The following is a 16,454-nucleotide window of genomic DNA, read 5'->3' as shown; positions in this document are numbered from 1 at the left end:
TACAATATTAGAATGAAGGTGGTGTATATATTTGCGTCCGAACAATAAGGTATTACTGGAAAATGTGAATGATTATTTACAGCATGTCGCTGTATTACCTAAACAAATTGATAAAGTACAACATTCATTAAAGAAAGATATGAAAAAATCTGATGAGAAGGACATAGACTATGCTGAATATAGGCATAAGACTCATGCGGAAATTCTCCAAATTGTGGAACGAAATTTAGTGATTGTGAATTATAACCCTATTATCTTTTATACACTCAACTTCTTATTAATGGCATATTTATTTGATAAAAAAATAATTCCGTTTAATGCAGTAACTGGATTGTATATATTCTATTGTAGTATTATTCTTTCCATTTCACTCGTTATATATTTAATCATTAAGAAGCACAGTTATCTATATCCTAATCAAAAGCTGATGATGACGAATATCTTGTTATTTAGCATCGGTGTCATATTGTGCGTGCTCAAGATATTTAATGTAACTTTTGGTCTGTATGTTATTCCATTGGTCGTCTTTCAAACCATATTCGCGATTGGCATTTTGCTCGTTGTCTTGTCATTATTTTTAAAGAAGCCAGAAGTGGCAGCTATGGGCTTGGCAGTGATACAAAAGACAATCGCTTCAGTAACAATTAATGAAACAGTCATCACGGTCATAACTTTTAGTAGCTGGTTAATTATTTTAGTTATTATCCTATACTTTGTGATGATCTATTCAACAAGAAAATATGTGTAAATAAATACAGAAAATGAATTGTAGCTTACAATCATTTTCTGTATTTTTATTTATAGGATTAAATTAGTAGTATAAGTGTGAAAAATTGTAAAAGGGGTATATTATTACTGTAAAGTAGGGAGGTACACATTATGGGAGAATTAATAACAAGGGACGGGACTCATATTGTATATGAGAAACACGGTAAAGGTAAGCCACTAATTATGTTACATGCGTTGAGCATGAATTTAGCTGCATTTAATTCAACAGTACAACTTCTGAAAGATCAATATACGATTTATACAATGGATTCTAGGGGACATGGTAAATCTGAAAAACCACAATCAATATCTATACAAAATCATATTAATGACATTGTAGATTTAATGGAATCTGAAGAAATAGATTCAGCTTATATATTAGGTCATGATATGGGCGGTATCATCGCACAAGAATTCACAAATCAACATCCGAAAAAAGTTGATAAGTTAGTCGTAGTATCTTCGATATCTAATCAAGGAAAACAACCGCTTATTAAACTAATTGCTAAACATAGAGATAAAGTTGCAGGATTTAGTAAAGAAGAAGCGATGTTAATTTTATTTAATGAAATATTTCATGATGTTAAATCAACATTTAAATGGTATCAAGAAGTGAAAAAATATTATCGAATGTCAGCCGAAGAAGATGCAATATCAGTGAGATCGATTAACGGGATAAATGTGAAAGTAGATAACATCAAAGTACCTACACTCATAATAAGAGGGAAATATGATCCTTTCGATATAGATAATGATGCTGAAGCTATTAAAAATGCTCAAACAGAAATATTCGAACACTCAGGTCACGCACCCTTTATTGAAGAAAGTGAAAAATTTAAAGAAGTCGTTTCAACTTTTTTGAATCAAAAAGTAAGAGATAAGCTGGCCATATAAAATTAAAGAACTTGGGACATCATTCTTTTTCTCAAAATAAAACACCCAATCCGTTGTATTCATTTTCGGATCGGGTGTTTTTTATATTTTTGATTTTGTAAAGTGCATGCTTGCCTAGGGGTATGGTTCGAGCCTGTAGTCTCTCACTCATACTATTCCCCCGGGCGTCAGCACTTTACAAAATCGTGAGTAATATCTAAGTGAATTTAGGATTACGGTGTTCAGTGAGGGATACGGGTAAAACGCACGAAGACTCAAGAGATATTGTGCGATTTTGGTAAAATATGGATAAAACGCACGAAGACTCAAATATCATGATCCACTCAAAACAAAAAAGAGCAGAAATTCAATTTTAACAATGAATTTCTGCTCTTTTTAAGTTGCTAGGGCATAGATGTCCTAAGTCATTTTTGTTACATGATTTATATATTAGTCGTTAATGTCAGTCTTTGCGATTTCTTTATCAATTTTTTCAAGAACTTCTGAGATTGATTTGCGTTGTTTTTTATTAACTAAAATTAAAACAGTACGTTCATCATATTCATTTCTTCTTTTAGTAAAGTAATCTTGTTGTGATAAGTTTTTAACGGCTTTCACAATTTGTGGTTGTTTGTAGTTCAATTTATTAATGATTTTTTTTAAATGATATTCTTCTTCATCAGTTTCATTAATATAAGTTAATACAGCGAATTCTTCAAAGCTAAGTGAAAAATCCTTTTTAATAATAGATTTTAATTTATCTACGTAAGTAACAAGCGATAATAAGTCCGAACAATTTTCTATTTTAGAAATTGCCATTTTGAATCCCCCTAGTATATTGAGTATTTGCTTCATTAATTGAAATAATACAACGCCCTATATTATCGTTTTGGAAGCGCTTTTAGTTTTTGGTTCATAATTTAAGTTTATCAATTATTTACTTATTTTAGCCTAAATATAACTGTATGTAAACTAATAAGAGTAGGATTTAATTAAATAATAATAAAAATAATATAACTGTCACAAACGAAAGGAGCGTATAATATAATCTTAAAAAATATAAGTGCATGATTATTATTAATTCTACTAATAAAATAAATGGAAAATTACGAATTATCCTAATATTAAATGTGGATATTATAAATTTGAACCACGGAAAAAGCCGTATACAAAAATACGGCTTTTCAAAAGATTATTTTAGAATTGAAGTGTATTGAATAATAACTTCTTCGATAATATCTGATTCTAATTCTGCATATTTGTTTAAAAATTCAGCAACACTATTTGATTTGATATAATCGTTCTTTTCTATAGTTTCTTTGTCATTTGCATCTTGATACTCTAATAGATAACATACTGCTTTAACGAGTTCTGAATGCTTTTTATTTGTTTTTGATAAAGCGACGAGAGGTTTAACGATGCGATCGTTTGGTCCAATTTTACGCAGTACACCGCGTCCAACTCTTGTTACATCATCAGATAAATATGGGTTATTGAAACGGCCAATTATTTTTTCAACATAATAAGATTGGTCGGCTTTTGTAAATTCATCAAAGTTTGAAACAAGATATTCGCTTGTTTCTTGTAAGACTTCGTGTAAGCCATCATTTATTTCTTTATCTTGAATCGCTTCAAGGATTGTGTTGTAACCTTTATATTGACCATAATATGCTAAGTAAGCGTGACCTGTATTTACAGTTAATAATTTTCTTTCAATATATGGTGTTAAATCATCCACATAATGAACATCTTCTAATTGTGTACCTTGCCATTTAGAAGCCTCAACAACCCATTCAAAGAAAGGTTCGACTAATACATCTAATGATCCTTCTTTTTGACCTTGTGGCACAATACGGTCTACTGCTGAGTTAGGGAAACTAATATCATCAGATAAAGGTCCAGTAATATCTAAAATTGCTTTTTTAAGTTGATCTGTTGCCATGATGGCATTTTCACAAGCAACAATATTTAAGGCTTTACCAGGTTGGCGCTCTTTTAAAAATTGTGCAAATGATTTAGCGATGATAGGTAAGATATTAACACCAACTGCAGTTGTAATAACATCCGCTTCTAAAATTGCTTTTTTTAATTTATCTGTTTCAGTAATACTATTGATTCCTTTAACGCCTGATACAGGTTCTTTCGTATTTTCTGCGTTAGCGATGACAACTTGATAAGCTTGTTCTTCGTTAATTTGGTTAATAACATTTTCATTAACGTCTACGAAAGTTACTTCATAGCCATTGTCATTTAACACTTTTCCTATAAATCCGCGTCCGATATTTCCAGCTCCAAAGTGAATGGCTTTCATTAAAGTTCAACCTCCTCAAAGATCGCGATAATTTCATCTTTAGATTGAGCATTGATAACACGCTCAACATTTTCTTCTTCACTAAATACGATTGCAATTTGTGAAAGGATATCTAAATGCTCACCGTCTTTACCAGCAATACCTACAACAACTTTTGCTTCGTTGCCATCCCAATCAACGCCATCTGGAATATGAAGTAATACAAGACCTGATTTTAAAACTTCTGTTTTCGCATCATCAGTACCGTGAGGAATTGCTAAGAAGTTCCCCATATAAGTAGTGACGATTTGTTCACGTTCTTTCATTGCACTAGTATATTTTTCAGTTACTGCACCGTCTTCAACTAATGCTTGTCCTACTTTTTCGATTGCTTCGTCTTGTGAATTTACTGATAAGTTCATAAAAATGTTTTCTGGTTTGAATAAGTTTGTCATTTTAAGTCACTCCGTTTTCGTTAGTTTTTGTTTTAATTTATTTAAGAAAAATGATTTGAGTGTATTTTCTATTAGCACTCTATCATTTAACAACTGATCAATATCATCCAAATGCTCTGTAATTAAAGATGATACTTCACTCATAAGTTGACCTTGTTCTGAATTCTTCGGTATGAACATACATACAAGCCAAGTTACTTCTTGTTCTTCATGCTCTATTGTTCTAAGCGTTAAAGGTTGGGCTAATTCAGTTATGATGAGCTGTGGCTTTTTAATAACATCATCTGATAGGTGAGGGATAGCCACAGGATATCCTGATAACGCAAAGCCTTGAAGTTCCATTCTATTATTGAGTTTTTCAATAAAACTATGCGTATTTTCAATAATATGATGTTTAGATAATGTTTGAGCTAAGTAGCGATTGAGCTGAGTTACTTTTTTCTTTTCGACGATCATATTTTGAATTACTGATAAGCTTTCTTCTATAAAAGTAACTGTACGGTCATAATCTTTATGTGATAGTGGTTCTGCTTTACTTTGGCTATCACGTTGCCCTTGAACAATAGATTGTTGTAATTTTAAGAAGTACTTAACATTTTCTGCATCTTGTTCTGGTAATAATGGATTCACTGTAATATGCGGGTATTTAGTATCAACCGCGACAGTAGAAATCATGCCATCATACTTTGAAAAATCAATGGACTTCAAGCTGCTCACTGATACTTCAGTCGTTTGTGTGATTTCTGAAAAATGCTGTTTCAAACGATTGGAGAGAATACGGCTTGTACCAATTCCGCTGCTACATACGACCAATACGTGTAATGAGCGACTTTGTTTTGCTTTTAACATGCCACCAAAGTGAAGGGCGATATACGCGACCTCGCTTTTAGGGAAATGATAATTGTTGAATACAATCTTTAAACCTGACGAAACAGCGTCAAATAGTTCTTTATCATATGTTTCTATCATTTCGGTAAGCGGATTGTAGGTTTCAATATTAGCTTCCAAGCGGTTGATAGCGGGTTCTAAATGTAAATTAAGGCCTTTAAATAATGATTCTTCATCTTTGAAAGTAAACCCTTGTGTTTGTACAAATTCAATCAGTTCTGTTACATGTTGTTCATGAATTTCAGTGTTCTCATAAGCAGTTGTTTCATGTCGACGTCTTGCACCTCTTAAATGCATCGTAATAAAAGCAATTTCAGAATGATTAAAGGTGACATCATAAATGTTACTTAAGACGTTTGTAAGTCTTTCTGATACTTTAAACTCATCGGTTGAAATTAATTCATTTAGAATATCATCTTCAATTTCTACGTGACCATCTTGTTTAATCCGTTCAATTGCTAAAACAATATGAATCGTCAACGTTAAATAACTGGCTTCTGTTAATGTGTAGGGCAGTATGCCAAGTTCGTCCATGAGCAAACGTTCAACATTAAACAATCTGTCTATATCAACAATACCTTTAAGATGAGTTTCATTTAATGTGTGATAGACAAAGTGATCTTCAACAACAGAATAGACGCTGTCGCCGTCTAGCTTTTCTAACATGATTCTAGCTAACAATTGTCTTTTGTTAACTTCTTCACCATTCAGAATTAATCCTTCACCACGTCTACGTTCTAACGAAAGCTCGACCGTTTCTAAATCGGGTTCTAACTGTTCAATTATTTTATTAAGTGTATGCGTTGATGCACCGATTTCATTTGCTAAACTGTATAATTTTACTGGATCTTTAGATTGAATCAAGTTGTATAGAATAATAACTTTTCTTTCTTCATCAGATAAATCGATGGTATGTTGCTCATTTAAAGATTGGACAAAATCGTCAATGTTTACTGGTTCACCTTCAATACGCAAACCTAATTTTGGTACTCTTGTTAAGGAGAGGTGGTATTGATGAAGCGTATCTTCAACACTTTTCATTTCTCTATGAACCGTTCTTGATGAGATACCTAAAGCTTGTGCAATGTCATGAATGGTCAAAAAAGAGTGAAGACGCTCAGATAGTAATTTGAGAATGCTTTTTTCCCGGTTACTTATCATCATCGACCTTCACTCCTTTGTTTAGAATTATTTTTTCAATTCGTTAATTAACTCTTCATATCTTGGTGAATTTAAGAAATTATCTACTGAAATATGAATCGCTTTAGGATTCTTTTTAATCGCTCTGTCTGTTAATGTTTTTTGTGTAATGATGACATCTGCATCGTCTGGTAATTGGTTGATAGCAGTGTTCGTCACTTCTATATCCGTTAATTCAGCTTTTTTGAATTTGTTTCTTAACATGCCAGCACCCATAGCACTTGAGCCCATACCAGCATCACAAGCGAAAATAACTTTTTGAACATTTGAGAAATCATGAGCATCTACATTTTCAGTGTCATAGTCATTTAATAATTCGCCTGATTCATCTTTTTCTTCTGCATCATCTTTTTCTTCTGCATCATCTGAAGTTTCTGTTTCTTCTTTTTCAGCACCAGTTAAAGCACCACTTACAGAAGATTTTTTACCTTTACGAGCTTCCATGTCAGCTGCTGCTGATTCGATGTCGCTGTCAGGATCTTTAGTAACTTTTAATATGAGAGATGCAACGACGAATGAAACTAATGTCGCTAAGAAGATACCTAGTAACATCACTAAATAACTACCTTTAGGCGTAATTGCAAAGTAGGCTAGGATTGAACCCGGTGATGCAGGTCCAGTAGTACCGAAGTCGAATAAACTGAATGTAGCGACACCAGTCATACCACCTAATACAACTGCAACTAATAATAAAGGACGCATTAACACATATGGGAAGTAAATTTCGTGAATACCACCAAAGAAGTGGATAATAACAGCACCATATGATGTTGCTTTTGCTGTACCTTTACCAAATATCATATACGCTAATAAAATACCTAGACCTGGTCCAGGGTTAGACTCTAATGTATATAAAATAGATTTACCAGCTTGAGTTACTTGTTCAGATGCAAGAGGTGTTAGTACACCGTGGTTAATTGCATTGTTCAAGAATACAGTCTTAGCTGGTTCGATAATAATACTTACGAGTGGTAATAAGTGATGAGAAACTAAGAAATCAACACCCATACCAAGAATCTTCATTAATCCTTCAACTAATGGCGCTAAGCCTTTGAAACCAATGATTGCCATAATGAAAGCTAGAATACCAGCAGAGAAATTGTTGAATAACATTTCAAAGCCTTGAGGTGTTCTAGGTACTAAGAATTCGTCCACTTTTTTCATTAACCAACCAAGTAATGGACCCATAATCATTGCACCAATTAACATCGGCGTATCAGGGAATGCTGCGATAACCCCCATCGTAGCAGTCGCACCAACGACACCACCGCGTAAACCGTGAACTAAACGTCCACCACTAAATGCAATTAATAATGGAATTAAATATTTAATCATTGGATCTACCATAGAAGAAAGCTCTTCGTTAGGCAACCAACCATCTTCGATAAACAGTGCCGTAATAAGCCCCCAAGCAATAAAAGCACCGATGTTTGGCATAATCATACTACTTAAAAATGAACCAAAAGCTTGAACCTTAGGACCAATGCCTTTTTTCTTTTCTGTTTGTTCTGCCATATTTAACACACCTTTCCTTACATAAAAAGTATTTTGTACCTTAATCATACGAAGATGTAAGCCCATACACAATGAATAGTAAACGCGACTTTGTCACAGTCACTTTGACATGTGTGCCATAAGCAAATTTAATTGAAGCTTTTGAATGAAAATGTTTTCAATGTAATTATACACTGTTGTGTGATTCCTTCATAATGTTATGAAATTAATTTTGATAGAATACTCATATTACATAGAGGCTGAGACATAAAATTCTACTCAAAAAAATAACAACTCATTTCACTGATTTATTCGGCTAGAAATGAGTTGTTATTTTTTTGAAATCTTACGATTTTGTAAAGTGCATGCTTGCCTAGGGGTATGGTTCGAGCCTGTAGTCTCTCACGCATACTATTCCCTCAGGCGTCAGCACTTTACAAAATCGTTACTAATATTCATTTTTTTATGTTTTTTCATTTGTTCTTTTAAGTACATGTTCTATGTTGCAAGACTGACGAAACAAGCAACATAGAAGGACTGTAAGTTGCAAGACTGACGAAACAAGCAACATAGAAGAGCTGTAAGTTGCAAGACTAGCCAAACAAGCAACATAGAAGAGCTGTAAGTTGCAAGACTGATCAAACAAGCAACATAGAAGGACTGTAAATTGCAAGACTGATCAAACAAGCAACATAGAAGGTCTGTAAGTTGCAAGACTGACGAAACAAGCAACATAGAAGGACTGTAAGTTGCAAGACTGATCAAACAAGCAACATAGAAGGTCCGAATGTTGCAAGACTGACGAAACAAGCAACATTCAGACCCCGACCAGCTCCCGCCATACACTCCAAACTCTTCTTCATTAATATGCTTTTTCTATATCATCTAACTGTTTAATCGTAGCGCTAATTCCACCTGCACCAAAGAACCATGAGTTTGCGTCGAACTTGAGGATGTCATTATTTTTGATAGCATTCACATTTTTGATGACAGGATTTTTTAATGCTTGTGGCAAGTCTTTTGTATCTTGATCTGTTCTATTAATATAGAAGATTTTGTCTGGATTTTTGTTCGCTATATATTCATATGATACGACTTGTCCGCTCGAGTTTGCAGGCATGTCTGGATCGATATGCTTAATGCCTAAGTCACCGCTTAAAAAGCCACCGTATCTCCCGGTTTGACCGTATGTTTTGATGCCTTTTTGATCAATATTTGCAAACATGACTGTGTCATTGTTAATTTTATTTTTTACAGTTGAAACTTTTTTATCTAGTTTTTTAATAAGTGATTTTGTTTCTGATTCTTTTTCAAATATTTTACCGATATTATTTGCATTTTCTTTAATAGAATCTAAGTATCGATCATCATCTGGGCTTACATATAACACTTTAGCGTTTGGTGCTGCTTTCTTAAATTCTTCTAAATTTTTAGTATAAGCTTGTCTAAATGAAATTAAAATTAAATCAGGATTTTCTTCTGCAATTTTTTCGAAGTTAGGTCTTCCAGGATTACCTAAGTTGGTATATTTATCGTCTTTAAATTTTGATAAATAGCTTGGTAAAAAATCACCATTAGGACCTTTAGGAATGGCAGTTATACGATTTTGTAAGTTCAAATCTTGCATGATATCAAGAGCTCCGTAGTCCATTACAATAACTTTTTTAGGATTTTTAGGAATTTTTATTGTTTCAGTTTTTTTCTGACCTCGTTTATGATCTTTGTTCTTATCTTTATATTCATAAGTCTTCTTAATCGTGACAGTATCTTTATTGTTCGTTTCTTCTTTTTTATTGTGGTTACTACATGCAGATAGTAATAAAACCATGCATATAATCGCAACGATGTATTTTTTCATAGGTGTTCTCCTTAATATGTAATTGATAATTATTATCAATTATACAAAAGAACCAACAAATAACAACTGTTATTTAAATAAAAGTGAAAATGTTTCATAAAAAATAAGACGGGAAGACAATAAGTATCAAATAGAAAATGGGGGATTTATTCATGACAGTAGTAAAAAGTTATATCAATGATGAATCGTTAGAGCGTGATATTAACAAACTGAAAGAATTAAATATCGACCCGACTGATGTATTTGTATTATCACATGATGATGACCGTACAGCACGAATCGTAGAACATACAGATTATAATAATATAGATTACAACAATAAAGATATTGGCAAAACATTTGATAAACAAGGTGATGAACTGAGAGCAAAACTTATAGAAATAGGTTTATCTAAAGAAGATGCAGAAGATTACGAGGAGAAAATGGATGAAGGTAAAGTATTCTTAATCTCAAAAGATGATAAAGCAAAAGAAGTACTAGAATAATCATATAGTATAAGAAGTTGGGACATAAATACCCGTACTTAAAATAAAGGATCTCTTCATTAGGTTATAGCCTAGTGGAGAGATCTTTTTATTTTTACGATTTTGTTCGTGCATGCTTGCCTAGCAAAAGATATCATGCGATTCAGGTAAAATCCAGACAAAACGCACGAAGACTCAAAAGATATCGTGCGATTTTGGTAAAATCTGGATAAAATGCACGAAGACTCGGAAGATATCGTGCGATTCTGGTAAAATATGGATAAAACGCACGAAGACTCAAAAGATATTGTGCGATTTTGGTAAAATCCAGACAAAACGCACGAAGACTTGATATGCTCCCTTCAAAGTAGACAGTTAAAATGAGTGTGAATTCTTATTTTCCAAAGAATTCACGCTCTTTTATATTAATCTAGGATGTTAATGTCCTGGCTCATTTTTATTTTTCGCAAACTCAAAATGTAAAAAGTTTTTGACATATTTAGCACAGATGTTAGAATAATAAATGTAAAAAGTTTTTGACATTTGGAGGTGCTAATTTGATAGTTTTGAAGTGGTTGATTTTTATTATGATTACATTGATGATGTGGACGGTTTATTATAAATATATAGCAATTAATACTAAAGAATTTAAAAAAGAACGACAGCTAGATGAAAGACAATTAAGAATAAGACTCGAAATATTGTCTAACACGTTTGGCTATATGGTCTTGATTATAATGTCTTATATAGCGATTAAACTGTCTGGTATAAGTGGAAACGCGCATAATATTTTCACTCAATATCCAGAGATATTCTTTGTTGTGATATTATTTATTGTTTATGCAATGAATGTATTAATAGTTAAGAAGAAATACAGTTGAAAGTAGGAAAGTCGTGAAAAATAAAATTAAGGAATATCGTAAGCAAATGGGGATGTCACAAGATACGTTAAGTAAAAACGTTAAAGTGACAAGACAGACAATTAATGCAATTGAAAATGATAAATATGATCCAACTTTGGCGTTAGCTTTTAAATTAGCGAAAGCGTTCAATGTGACGGTGGATGAATTATTCTCTTAAAGGAAAGGAAGATGGCATTGAAAAAACAAGATGAAATGGAAAGACAACATATACTGATAGCATCTAAATATACGGTCGTGTATTTTATATTCGCTTTAGTCATTTATAATTCATATACAAAATTTACCACAGGTGAATTTAATGTTGTTTGGATAATATTATTAATTGGCGTCATTTTATTTACAAGCATTCAAACATATTTCAAATTCGTTACACGAAATTAATACTATTAAACAAAAGTATAAAAAAACAATAAATGTTTACTTCTATACCCCTTGTAATTGAATTTTAAAGTAGTAGCATGAAGGTGTATCAATTTATGATACATAATCTATAAAAGGGAGAGGAATCGAATGAACAAATTTTCTAAGATTTTTGTTTCAAGCGGTTTAGCATTAGCGTCAGTATTTACAGTAGGTGCAGCGAGCAACGGGAACACAGTGGAAGCAGCAAGCGACAGTAATATGGAAAGCCAAGCGTCTCAACCTTATACTTCTTATTATAATGGATATGCAAGTTATGACCCTGGATTCTTTATCACGGACACTTTCAAAAAAGGGTTTGAATCAGGGAACTTTTCATTAAATGGTTATGAAACACCAGCACATGAAGATTATGCTAAAGAACATCAAGATGAAGCTAAAAATATTAATTTATATGATCAGAATTTAAATGTCTATAGTAATTACGGTTTAGATGCAAATGCACAACCGACGAACGCTAATCAATTTAACTTATCTATAGATGATGTTAGAGAATCTTATGGATTTGATTATACTAAAACTGGAAGTCCTCGTAGTATAGTAGGTCAATATTCTTATGATTTAAATGGTTACAAAATTGCCTTCACATCTGATGGAAATGGTATGATAACTAAAATTGATTTTTATACAATAGTCGAGTAATGTTATAAATTTGTAATTTGTTCAATACGATATTGAAGTTCATCAAAGTCTATTATTCGGGCTTGTCGATGGACTTCTTTTTGATTGTAATAAAGTAATACAACGGGTGAAGTGAACAAGTTTAATTGTCCAACTGCTTCAGGTACTTGATCGGCAACAATTTCATAAGCTGGAATTTGATAATCTTCAGTCATTCTTTGCACGATTGGGTGATCAGCTTTACATACTGAACAATTTTCACTAGAAACATATATTAAAGTGAATGCATGTGCATTAATTTTTTCGTTTAATTTGTCAAAAGAATCAATAATTTTCATAAAAATATTCTCCTATCATTTAAATATAGTAGCAAATATTATACCATTACATGTGAAAAGGAGTGAATCAGATGTTTGGTAATAAAGAGAGCAATCAAGAAAATAACGAAAGATTTTACGTAAAATCTAAAGAAACAGTTAAGTCATTAGGTAGATTCTCTGTAATAGTAGATCGTGAAACAGGTGTAAATTACATACATGCATGGGTAGGACCTGGAAGCAGTTTAACGCCTTTATTAGATGAGAATGGTAACCCTATAATAGATAAAATATAATTGAGTTTTCCATAACAGTAAAAGGAGTATTTAAATGTCTAAAAGAATTGTGCGTGTCATAATAGCTATAACTTTATTGATGATTATGATAAATACATCATCAAAAGTAGCAGAAGCATCAAAAGAAGAAGGTACAATGGGTAATGGCTATAAGAAATACATAGAAAATAAAAAAGATACACAACTGAGAAAAAATCAAGAAACTGAAGAAGCGGCAGTCGTTCCTAAAGATCAGTCAATACTAGATTTATCAGAGTGGCAAGGAGCATTAACATCCGCTCATGTTAAAAAATTAAAAGCGAATTATGATTTTATAATATTAAGAGCACAATATGGTTCAGATTATAAAGATGCAACTTTTGCAACAAACTCAAAATTATTAGCAGAAAATAATATGAAATATGGTGTCTATTCATATAGTATGTACGAAAATGCTAGCGATGCAAGAACAGAAGCAAAGGCATTGTACAATAGAGCACCAAACGCAAGCTTCTACATTAATGATTACGAAGAAGAAACTGTAACATCAGGAACCTCTGATGAGAGCACACAAGCATGGTTAGATGAAATGAGAAAGTATTCAGGAAATAAGAAAGTACTATTATATTCATACGAAGACTTTATGCTGAATCATACCGCTACTGCTGTACAGTCATATGACGGATATTGGTTAGCAGCATATCAAGATGCACAACCTGAAAGAGAGCACGTACTGTGGCAGTATACAGATAGTTATTACTCAGAAGAACTTGATCAAAATGTAGATGCTAATGTATTAGGTCCAAACGTACAAACAAGTTGGTTTATTTAGAAAATCTTATAAAAATCTAGAGTTTAGGACATTTATATCTCATCCTAGTTTCATTTACATCGAATGATTGAGTGTATAGTTACAATATATACTATAATGGATAGTAAGATAGATGCACTTGAAAAAAGGGGTGTAACATATGTACTTATTATTTATTATTTTAGCCATTATTCTATTTATATTATTAGCATATTCTATCATCATATTAATGGGGAAAGACGGCATGATATATTCAATGCTGTCTAAAAATAATCGAAATCAATCTGAATTAAATAAAGGGTGGATATTCTTTACAAGTGTCTTGTTATTATTTATATGTTTAATTGTTTTATTTTATTTTGTTATTTAAATCATAAGTCGATATCATTTATTTCCAACGATGTGCAAGATATAATCACATGAAAAGAAGGTGAATAAATGAAAATATTAGAGGACTATTTTATATTATTTGATGAAGCAAGATATAGTGAAGAAAGTTTCCAGAAGTTAAATGCATTATTTAGTGATGATATTGAATTTGTATTGAATAATAAGACATTTAAAGGTAAAGAAGCTTGGACACAGTTTGTAAAAAGTGTGTATACAACAAACAAAGACTTGAAACATATGCATAACGGTTGGACACAAAACGAAGATGGTAGTTTCGAAACACATTGGGCAATTTGTGGTAATAGATATGAGACAGGCGTTTACACCCAAGAAGGTAAAGATATTGCAAGATTAGATGCAAATGGAAAAATTGTGTATTTAGAAAACCAACCAAAAGATGATCAATTATTCTCAAATCAATAAAATGATGATTAGAACTTTAATGAATCATAGATAATATGACAATGATTCTGGGACATAAATAATCATTCTCAAAATAAAAAATCTCTTCATTAGGTTAGCCTAGTGAAGAGATCTTTTTATATTTTAAAATCTTACGATTTTGAAAGTACATGCTTGCCTGGGGGTATGGTTCGAGCCTGTAGTCTCTCTCTCATACTATTCCCCCGGGCGTCAGCACTTTACAAAATCGTAGAGAACGAATCCAAGTGAAATTAGAATTACGTTGTTCAATGATTGTTACGGCCAAAACGCACGAAGACTCAGAAGATATTGTGCGATTCTGGTAAAATATGGATAAAACGCACGAAGACTCAAAGGATATTGTGCGATTCTGGTAAATTATGGATAAAACGCACGAAGACTCAGAAGATATCGTGCGATTTTGGTAAAATCTGGATAAAACGCACGAAGACTCAGAAGATATTGTGCGATTCTGGTAAATTATGGATAAAACGCACAAAGACTCAGAAGATATTGTGCGTTTTTGGTAAAGACATCTACAGTAAATAAATTGCTTGAGCTTTAATGGCTATCAACATTAAACTAAGATGTTTATGTCCTAACTCTATTTGTGTTTAATTTTCATTTTTCTTATGCTCGATGATTTCTGTATCTCGATTTGATGTGATATTTCGAGCACGTTTCATCGCGTCTTCTTTCTTATCAAATGTTTCGCTTGCTTGTTTAGCGCCATCTGTTTTAATTTTCCATTCGTCGTCTTCAAAGTATACATGTACGTCTTTCTCATTTAATTTAGGATTTGCAGAACGATCTTTATCGTGTTGTGTGATTTTTTTATTTTTGAGTTTGTTTAAATCTTCTTTTGATGCATCTTTATACCATTCTTCAGCTTGTTTAGTAGCAATAGGGATTGTATCTTGTTCTTTATAGCCGTCTTTCAACATAGCGTTTCCAATATCAATAGCTTTTTTTCTTTTAAGCTCGTCGAAATTTTTCCAACTTTGTGGGTAATCATCCATTGTCCAAGGCATAAATAATCATCCTTTCGATATTTACATACATTTATTGTTTACCACTTATATATGAAGTGAAACAATTTCGTCTTATCATTCACGATGTTGATTGATGAAATCTCTTGTTTTTCCTGTAAGGAGTGGACCGCCTGTATAAATGTCTCTTGTTGATTGGTGGTTCATTTTTATTTCTGGTCGTATGCCATGTGCATGTATGCCGACAACGTGATTGTCTTTATTAAACACCGGTGACCCTGAAAAGCCGACTGTTCTATGCAAATGTCCGATATATTCAATGTAATCTTTAGTTGGTTTAAGGAAGTAACCTTTAGATTGATACATAAGTTGACCATTGTACTGATGTTCGTTCGGATATCCTAACATGTACAGTGGTTCTTTAGATTTCATATTTTTTATTTCTTGTTCGGATGCTAGTTGTAATGGTTTTACTTTTTTAGATAAACGTTGTTCTGTAATAAGTACGGCTACATCTCTTTCATATGACTTATAAAACTTTTTAACTTTAAATTTCATAGGAATTTGTTGATCTGATTTAGATGGATAGAAATAAAATTGCTTTGTTTCTTTATTACCATCGTCATCACTTGCAACGTGTGAAGCGGTAATAATTGTATGATCATCAATGACAAAACCAGTTGCGCCGTTTCCCGATTTACCAGTTTCATCAGATGATACTTTACCAATTCCTTGGATATGATTTTTGCTATATGTACTGTAGGGTTTAAGTGTTAGTGAATCATTTGGTATTTGTGAACCAAGGTTAAAAGCATCATCATAATCTGAATGTGTTGCTTTCGTGAATGTATCTTTATAAGTTGCTGTTTCGTCATTAGGTACAAAAATATAATTAAATACCGATATGAGAAGTACTAAATATAATTTAAGGTATAACATAGGTTTATCACAATCTTTCTCAAAATTAGATATTGTCTATGTTATACCCTAATATA

The 16,454-nt window shown here is 32.3% G+C and carries 20 protein-coding genes; 11 read left to right on the top strand and 9 right to left on the bottom strand.

Features of this window, described 5'->3' with window-relative positions:
- The first annotated feature begins 31 nt into the window (after positions 1-31).
- Positions 32-748, top strand: a complete 717-nt coding sequence (locus PYW35_RS12090; RefSeq protein ID WP_016912476.1) for a hypothetical protein — start codon at positions 32-34, stop codon at positions 746-748.
- 131 nt (positions 749-879) lie between these two features.
- A complete protein-coding gene (locus tag PYW35_RS12085; RefSeq protein ID WP_103323372.1) occupies positions 880-1,662 on the top strand; it encodes an alpha/beta fold hydrolase in 783 nt (260 codons plus the stop codon).
- 429 nt (positions 1,663-2,091) lie between these two features.
- Here the strand turns inward: PYW35_RS12085 and sarA are convergent, their stop codons facing one another.
- From sarA to PYW35_RS12055, 6 genes are all read right to left on the bottom strand, one after another.
- Positions 2,092-2,460 (bottom strand): global transcriptional regulator SarA, encoded by a 369-nt coding sequence (sarA, locus tag PYW35_RS12080; RefSeq protein WP_103323373.1) that lies wholly within the window; start codon positions 2,458-2,460, stop codon positions 2,092-2,094.
- A 373-nt stretch (positions 2,461-2,833) separates the two neighbouring features.
- The gene (locus tag PYW35_RS12075; protein WP_103323374.1) at positions 2,834-3,952 is read right to left on the bottom strand and encodes a mannitol-1-phosphate 5-dehydrogenase; all 1,119 of its coding nucleotides are present in this window, start codon (positions 3,950-3,952) and stop codon (positions 2,834-2,836) included.
- A complete protein-coding gene (locus PYW35_RS12070) occupies positions 3,952-4,386 on the bottom strand; it encodes a PTS mannitol transporter subunit IIA (RefSeq protein ID WP_016912938.1) in 435 nt (144 codons plus the stop codon). Before PYW35_RS12070 ends, PYW35_RS12075 begins: the two co-directional genes overlap by 1 nt.
- 6 nt (positions 4,387-4,392) lie before the next feature.
- The gene (locus PYW35_RS12065; RefSeq protein WP_103323375.1) at positions 4,393-6,438 is read right to left on the bottom strand and encodes a BglG family transcription antiterminator; all 2,046 of its coding nucleotides are present in this window, start codon (positions 6,436-6,438) and stop codon (positions 4,393-4,395) included.
- A gap of 24 nt (positions 6,439-6,462) precedes the next feature.
- Positions 6,463-7,989 (bottom strand): PTS mannitol transporter subunit IIBC, encoded by a 1,527-nt coding sequence (locus PYW35_RS12060; protein ID WP_103323376.1) that lies wholly within the window; start codon positions 7,987-7,989, stop codon positions 6,463-6,465.
- Positions 7,990-8,830: 841 nt separating this feature from the next.
- On the bottom strand, positions 8,831-9,826 hold the full coding sequence (locus PYW35_RS12055; RefSeq protein ID WP_103323377.1) for a siderophore ABC transporter substrate-binding protein: 996 nt from the start codon (positions 9,824-9,826) through the stop codon (positions 8,831-8,833).
- Positions 9,827-9,978: 152 nt separating this feature from the next.
- Between PYW35_RS12055 and PYW35_RS12050 the strand changes: the two genes are divergently transcribed.
- From PYW35_RS12050 to isaB, 5 genes are all read left to right on the top strand, one after another.
- Positions 9,979-10,311 (top strand): YflT domain-containing protein, encoded by a 333-nt coding sequence (locus PYW35_RS12050; protein WP_016912972.1) that lies wholly within the window; start codon positions 9,979-9,981, stop codon positions 10,309-10,311.
- Positions 10,312-10,847: 536 nt separating this feature from the next.
- Positions 10,848-11,171, top strand: coding sequence for a hypothetical protein (locus PYW35_RS12045; RefSeq protein WP_103323378.1), 324 nt, complete (start codon positions 10,848-10,850; stop codon positions 11,169-11,171).
- Between the two features lie 13 nt (positions 11,172-11,184).
- Positions 11,185-11,370 carry a helix-turn-helix transcriptional regulator gene (locus PYW35_RS12040; RefSeq protein ID WP_016912974.1) on the top strand — a complete coding sequence of 62 codons (186 nt, stop codon included), beginning with the start codon at positions 11,185-11,187 and terminating at the stop codon, positions 11,368-11,370.
- A gap of 17 nt (positions 11,371-11,387) precedes the next feature.
- Positions 11,388-11,594, top strand: a complete 207-nt coding sequence (locus PYW35_RS12035) for a hypothetical protein (RefSeq protein ID WP_204107868.1) — start codon at positions 11,388-11,390, stop codon at positions 11,592-11,594.
- 129 nt (positions 11,595-11,723) lie between these two features.
- Positions 11,724-12,275 carry an immunodominant staphylococcal antigen IsaB family protein gene (gene isaB, locus PYW35_RS12030; RefSeq protein ID WP_016912976.1) on the top strand — a complete coding sequence of 184 codons (552 nt, stop codon included), beginning with the start codon at positions 11,724-11,726 and terminating at the stop codon, positions 12,273-12,275.
- A 2-nt stretch (positions 12,276-12,277) separates the two neighbouring features.
- Here the strand turns inward: isaB and PYW35_RS12025 are convergent, their stop codons facing one another.
- Positions 12,278-12,592 carry a thioredoxin family protein gene (locus PYW35_RS12025; RefSeq protein WP_103323380.1) on the bottom strand — a complete coding sequence of 105 codons (315 nt, stop codon included), beginning with the start codon at positions 12,590-12,592 and terminating at the stop codon, positions 12,278-12,280.
- Between the two features lie 71 nt (positions 12,593-12,663).
- Here PYW35_RS12025 and PYW35_RS12020 point away from each other — a divergent pair, with 71 nt between their 5' ends.
- The 4 genes from PYW35_RS12020 (at position 12,664) to PYW35_RS12005 (ending at position 14,470) form a co-directional block, all read left to right on the top strand.
- Entirely contained in the window at positions 12,664-12,867 is a 204-nt protein-coding gene (locus tag PYW35_RS12020; protein ID WP_016912978.1) for a DUF6440 family protein, read from the top strand.
- 34 nt (positions 12,868-12,901) lie between these two features.
- The gene (locus tag PYW35_RS12015; RefSeq protein ID WP_103323381.1) at positions 12,902-13,678 is read left to right on the top strand and encodes a GH25 family lysozyme; all 777 of its coding nucleotides are present in this window, start codon (positions 12,902-12,904) and stop codon (positions 13,676-13,678) included.
- Between the two features lie 139 nt (positions 13,679-13,817).
- Entirely contained in the window at positions 13,818-14,027 is a 210-nt protein-coding gene (locus tag PYW35_RS12010) for a hypothetical protein (protein WP_016912980.1), read from the top strand.
- A 68-nt stretch (positions 14,028-14,095) separates the two neighbouring features.
- Positions 14,096-14,470, top strand: coding sequence for a nuclear transport factor 2-like protein (locus tag PYW35_RS12005; RefSeq protein WP_016912981.1), 375 nt, complete (start codon positions 14,096-14,098; stop codon positions 14,468-14,470).
- A gap of 614 nt (positions 14,471-15,084) precedes the next feature.
- On the opposite strand, the gene PYW35_RS12000 is transcribed toward PYW35_RS12005, so the two are convergent.
- Positions 15,085-15,501, bottom strand: coding sequence for a DUF2188 domain-containing protein (locus tag PYW35_RS12000; protein ID WP_103323382.1), 417 nt, complete (start codon positions 15,499-15,501; stop codon positions 15,085-15,087).
- Between the two features lie 75 nt (positions 15,502-15,576).
- Positions 15,577-16,398 carry a trypsin-like serine peptidase gene (locus PYW35_RS11995; protein WP_103323383.1) on the bottom strand — a complete coding sequence of 274 codons (822 nt, stop codon included), beginning with the start codon at positions 16,396-16,398 and terminating at the stop codon, positions 15,577-15,579.
- Positions 16,399-16,454 lie beyond the last annotated feature (56 nt).

Source organism: Mammaliicoccus vitulinus (genome assembly GCF_029024305.1).
Lineage (GTDB): Bacteria > Bacillota > Bacilli > Staphylococcales > Staphylococcaceae > Mammaliicoccus > Mammaliicoccus vitulinus.
The sequence above is the reverse complement of the archived record's forward strand: the minus strand, read 5'-3'. Positions and strand labels throughout refer to the sequence as shown.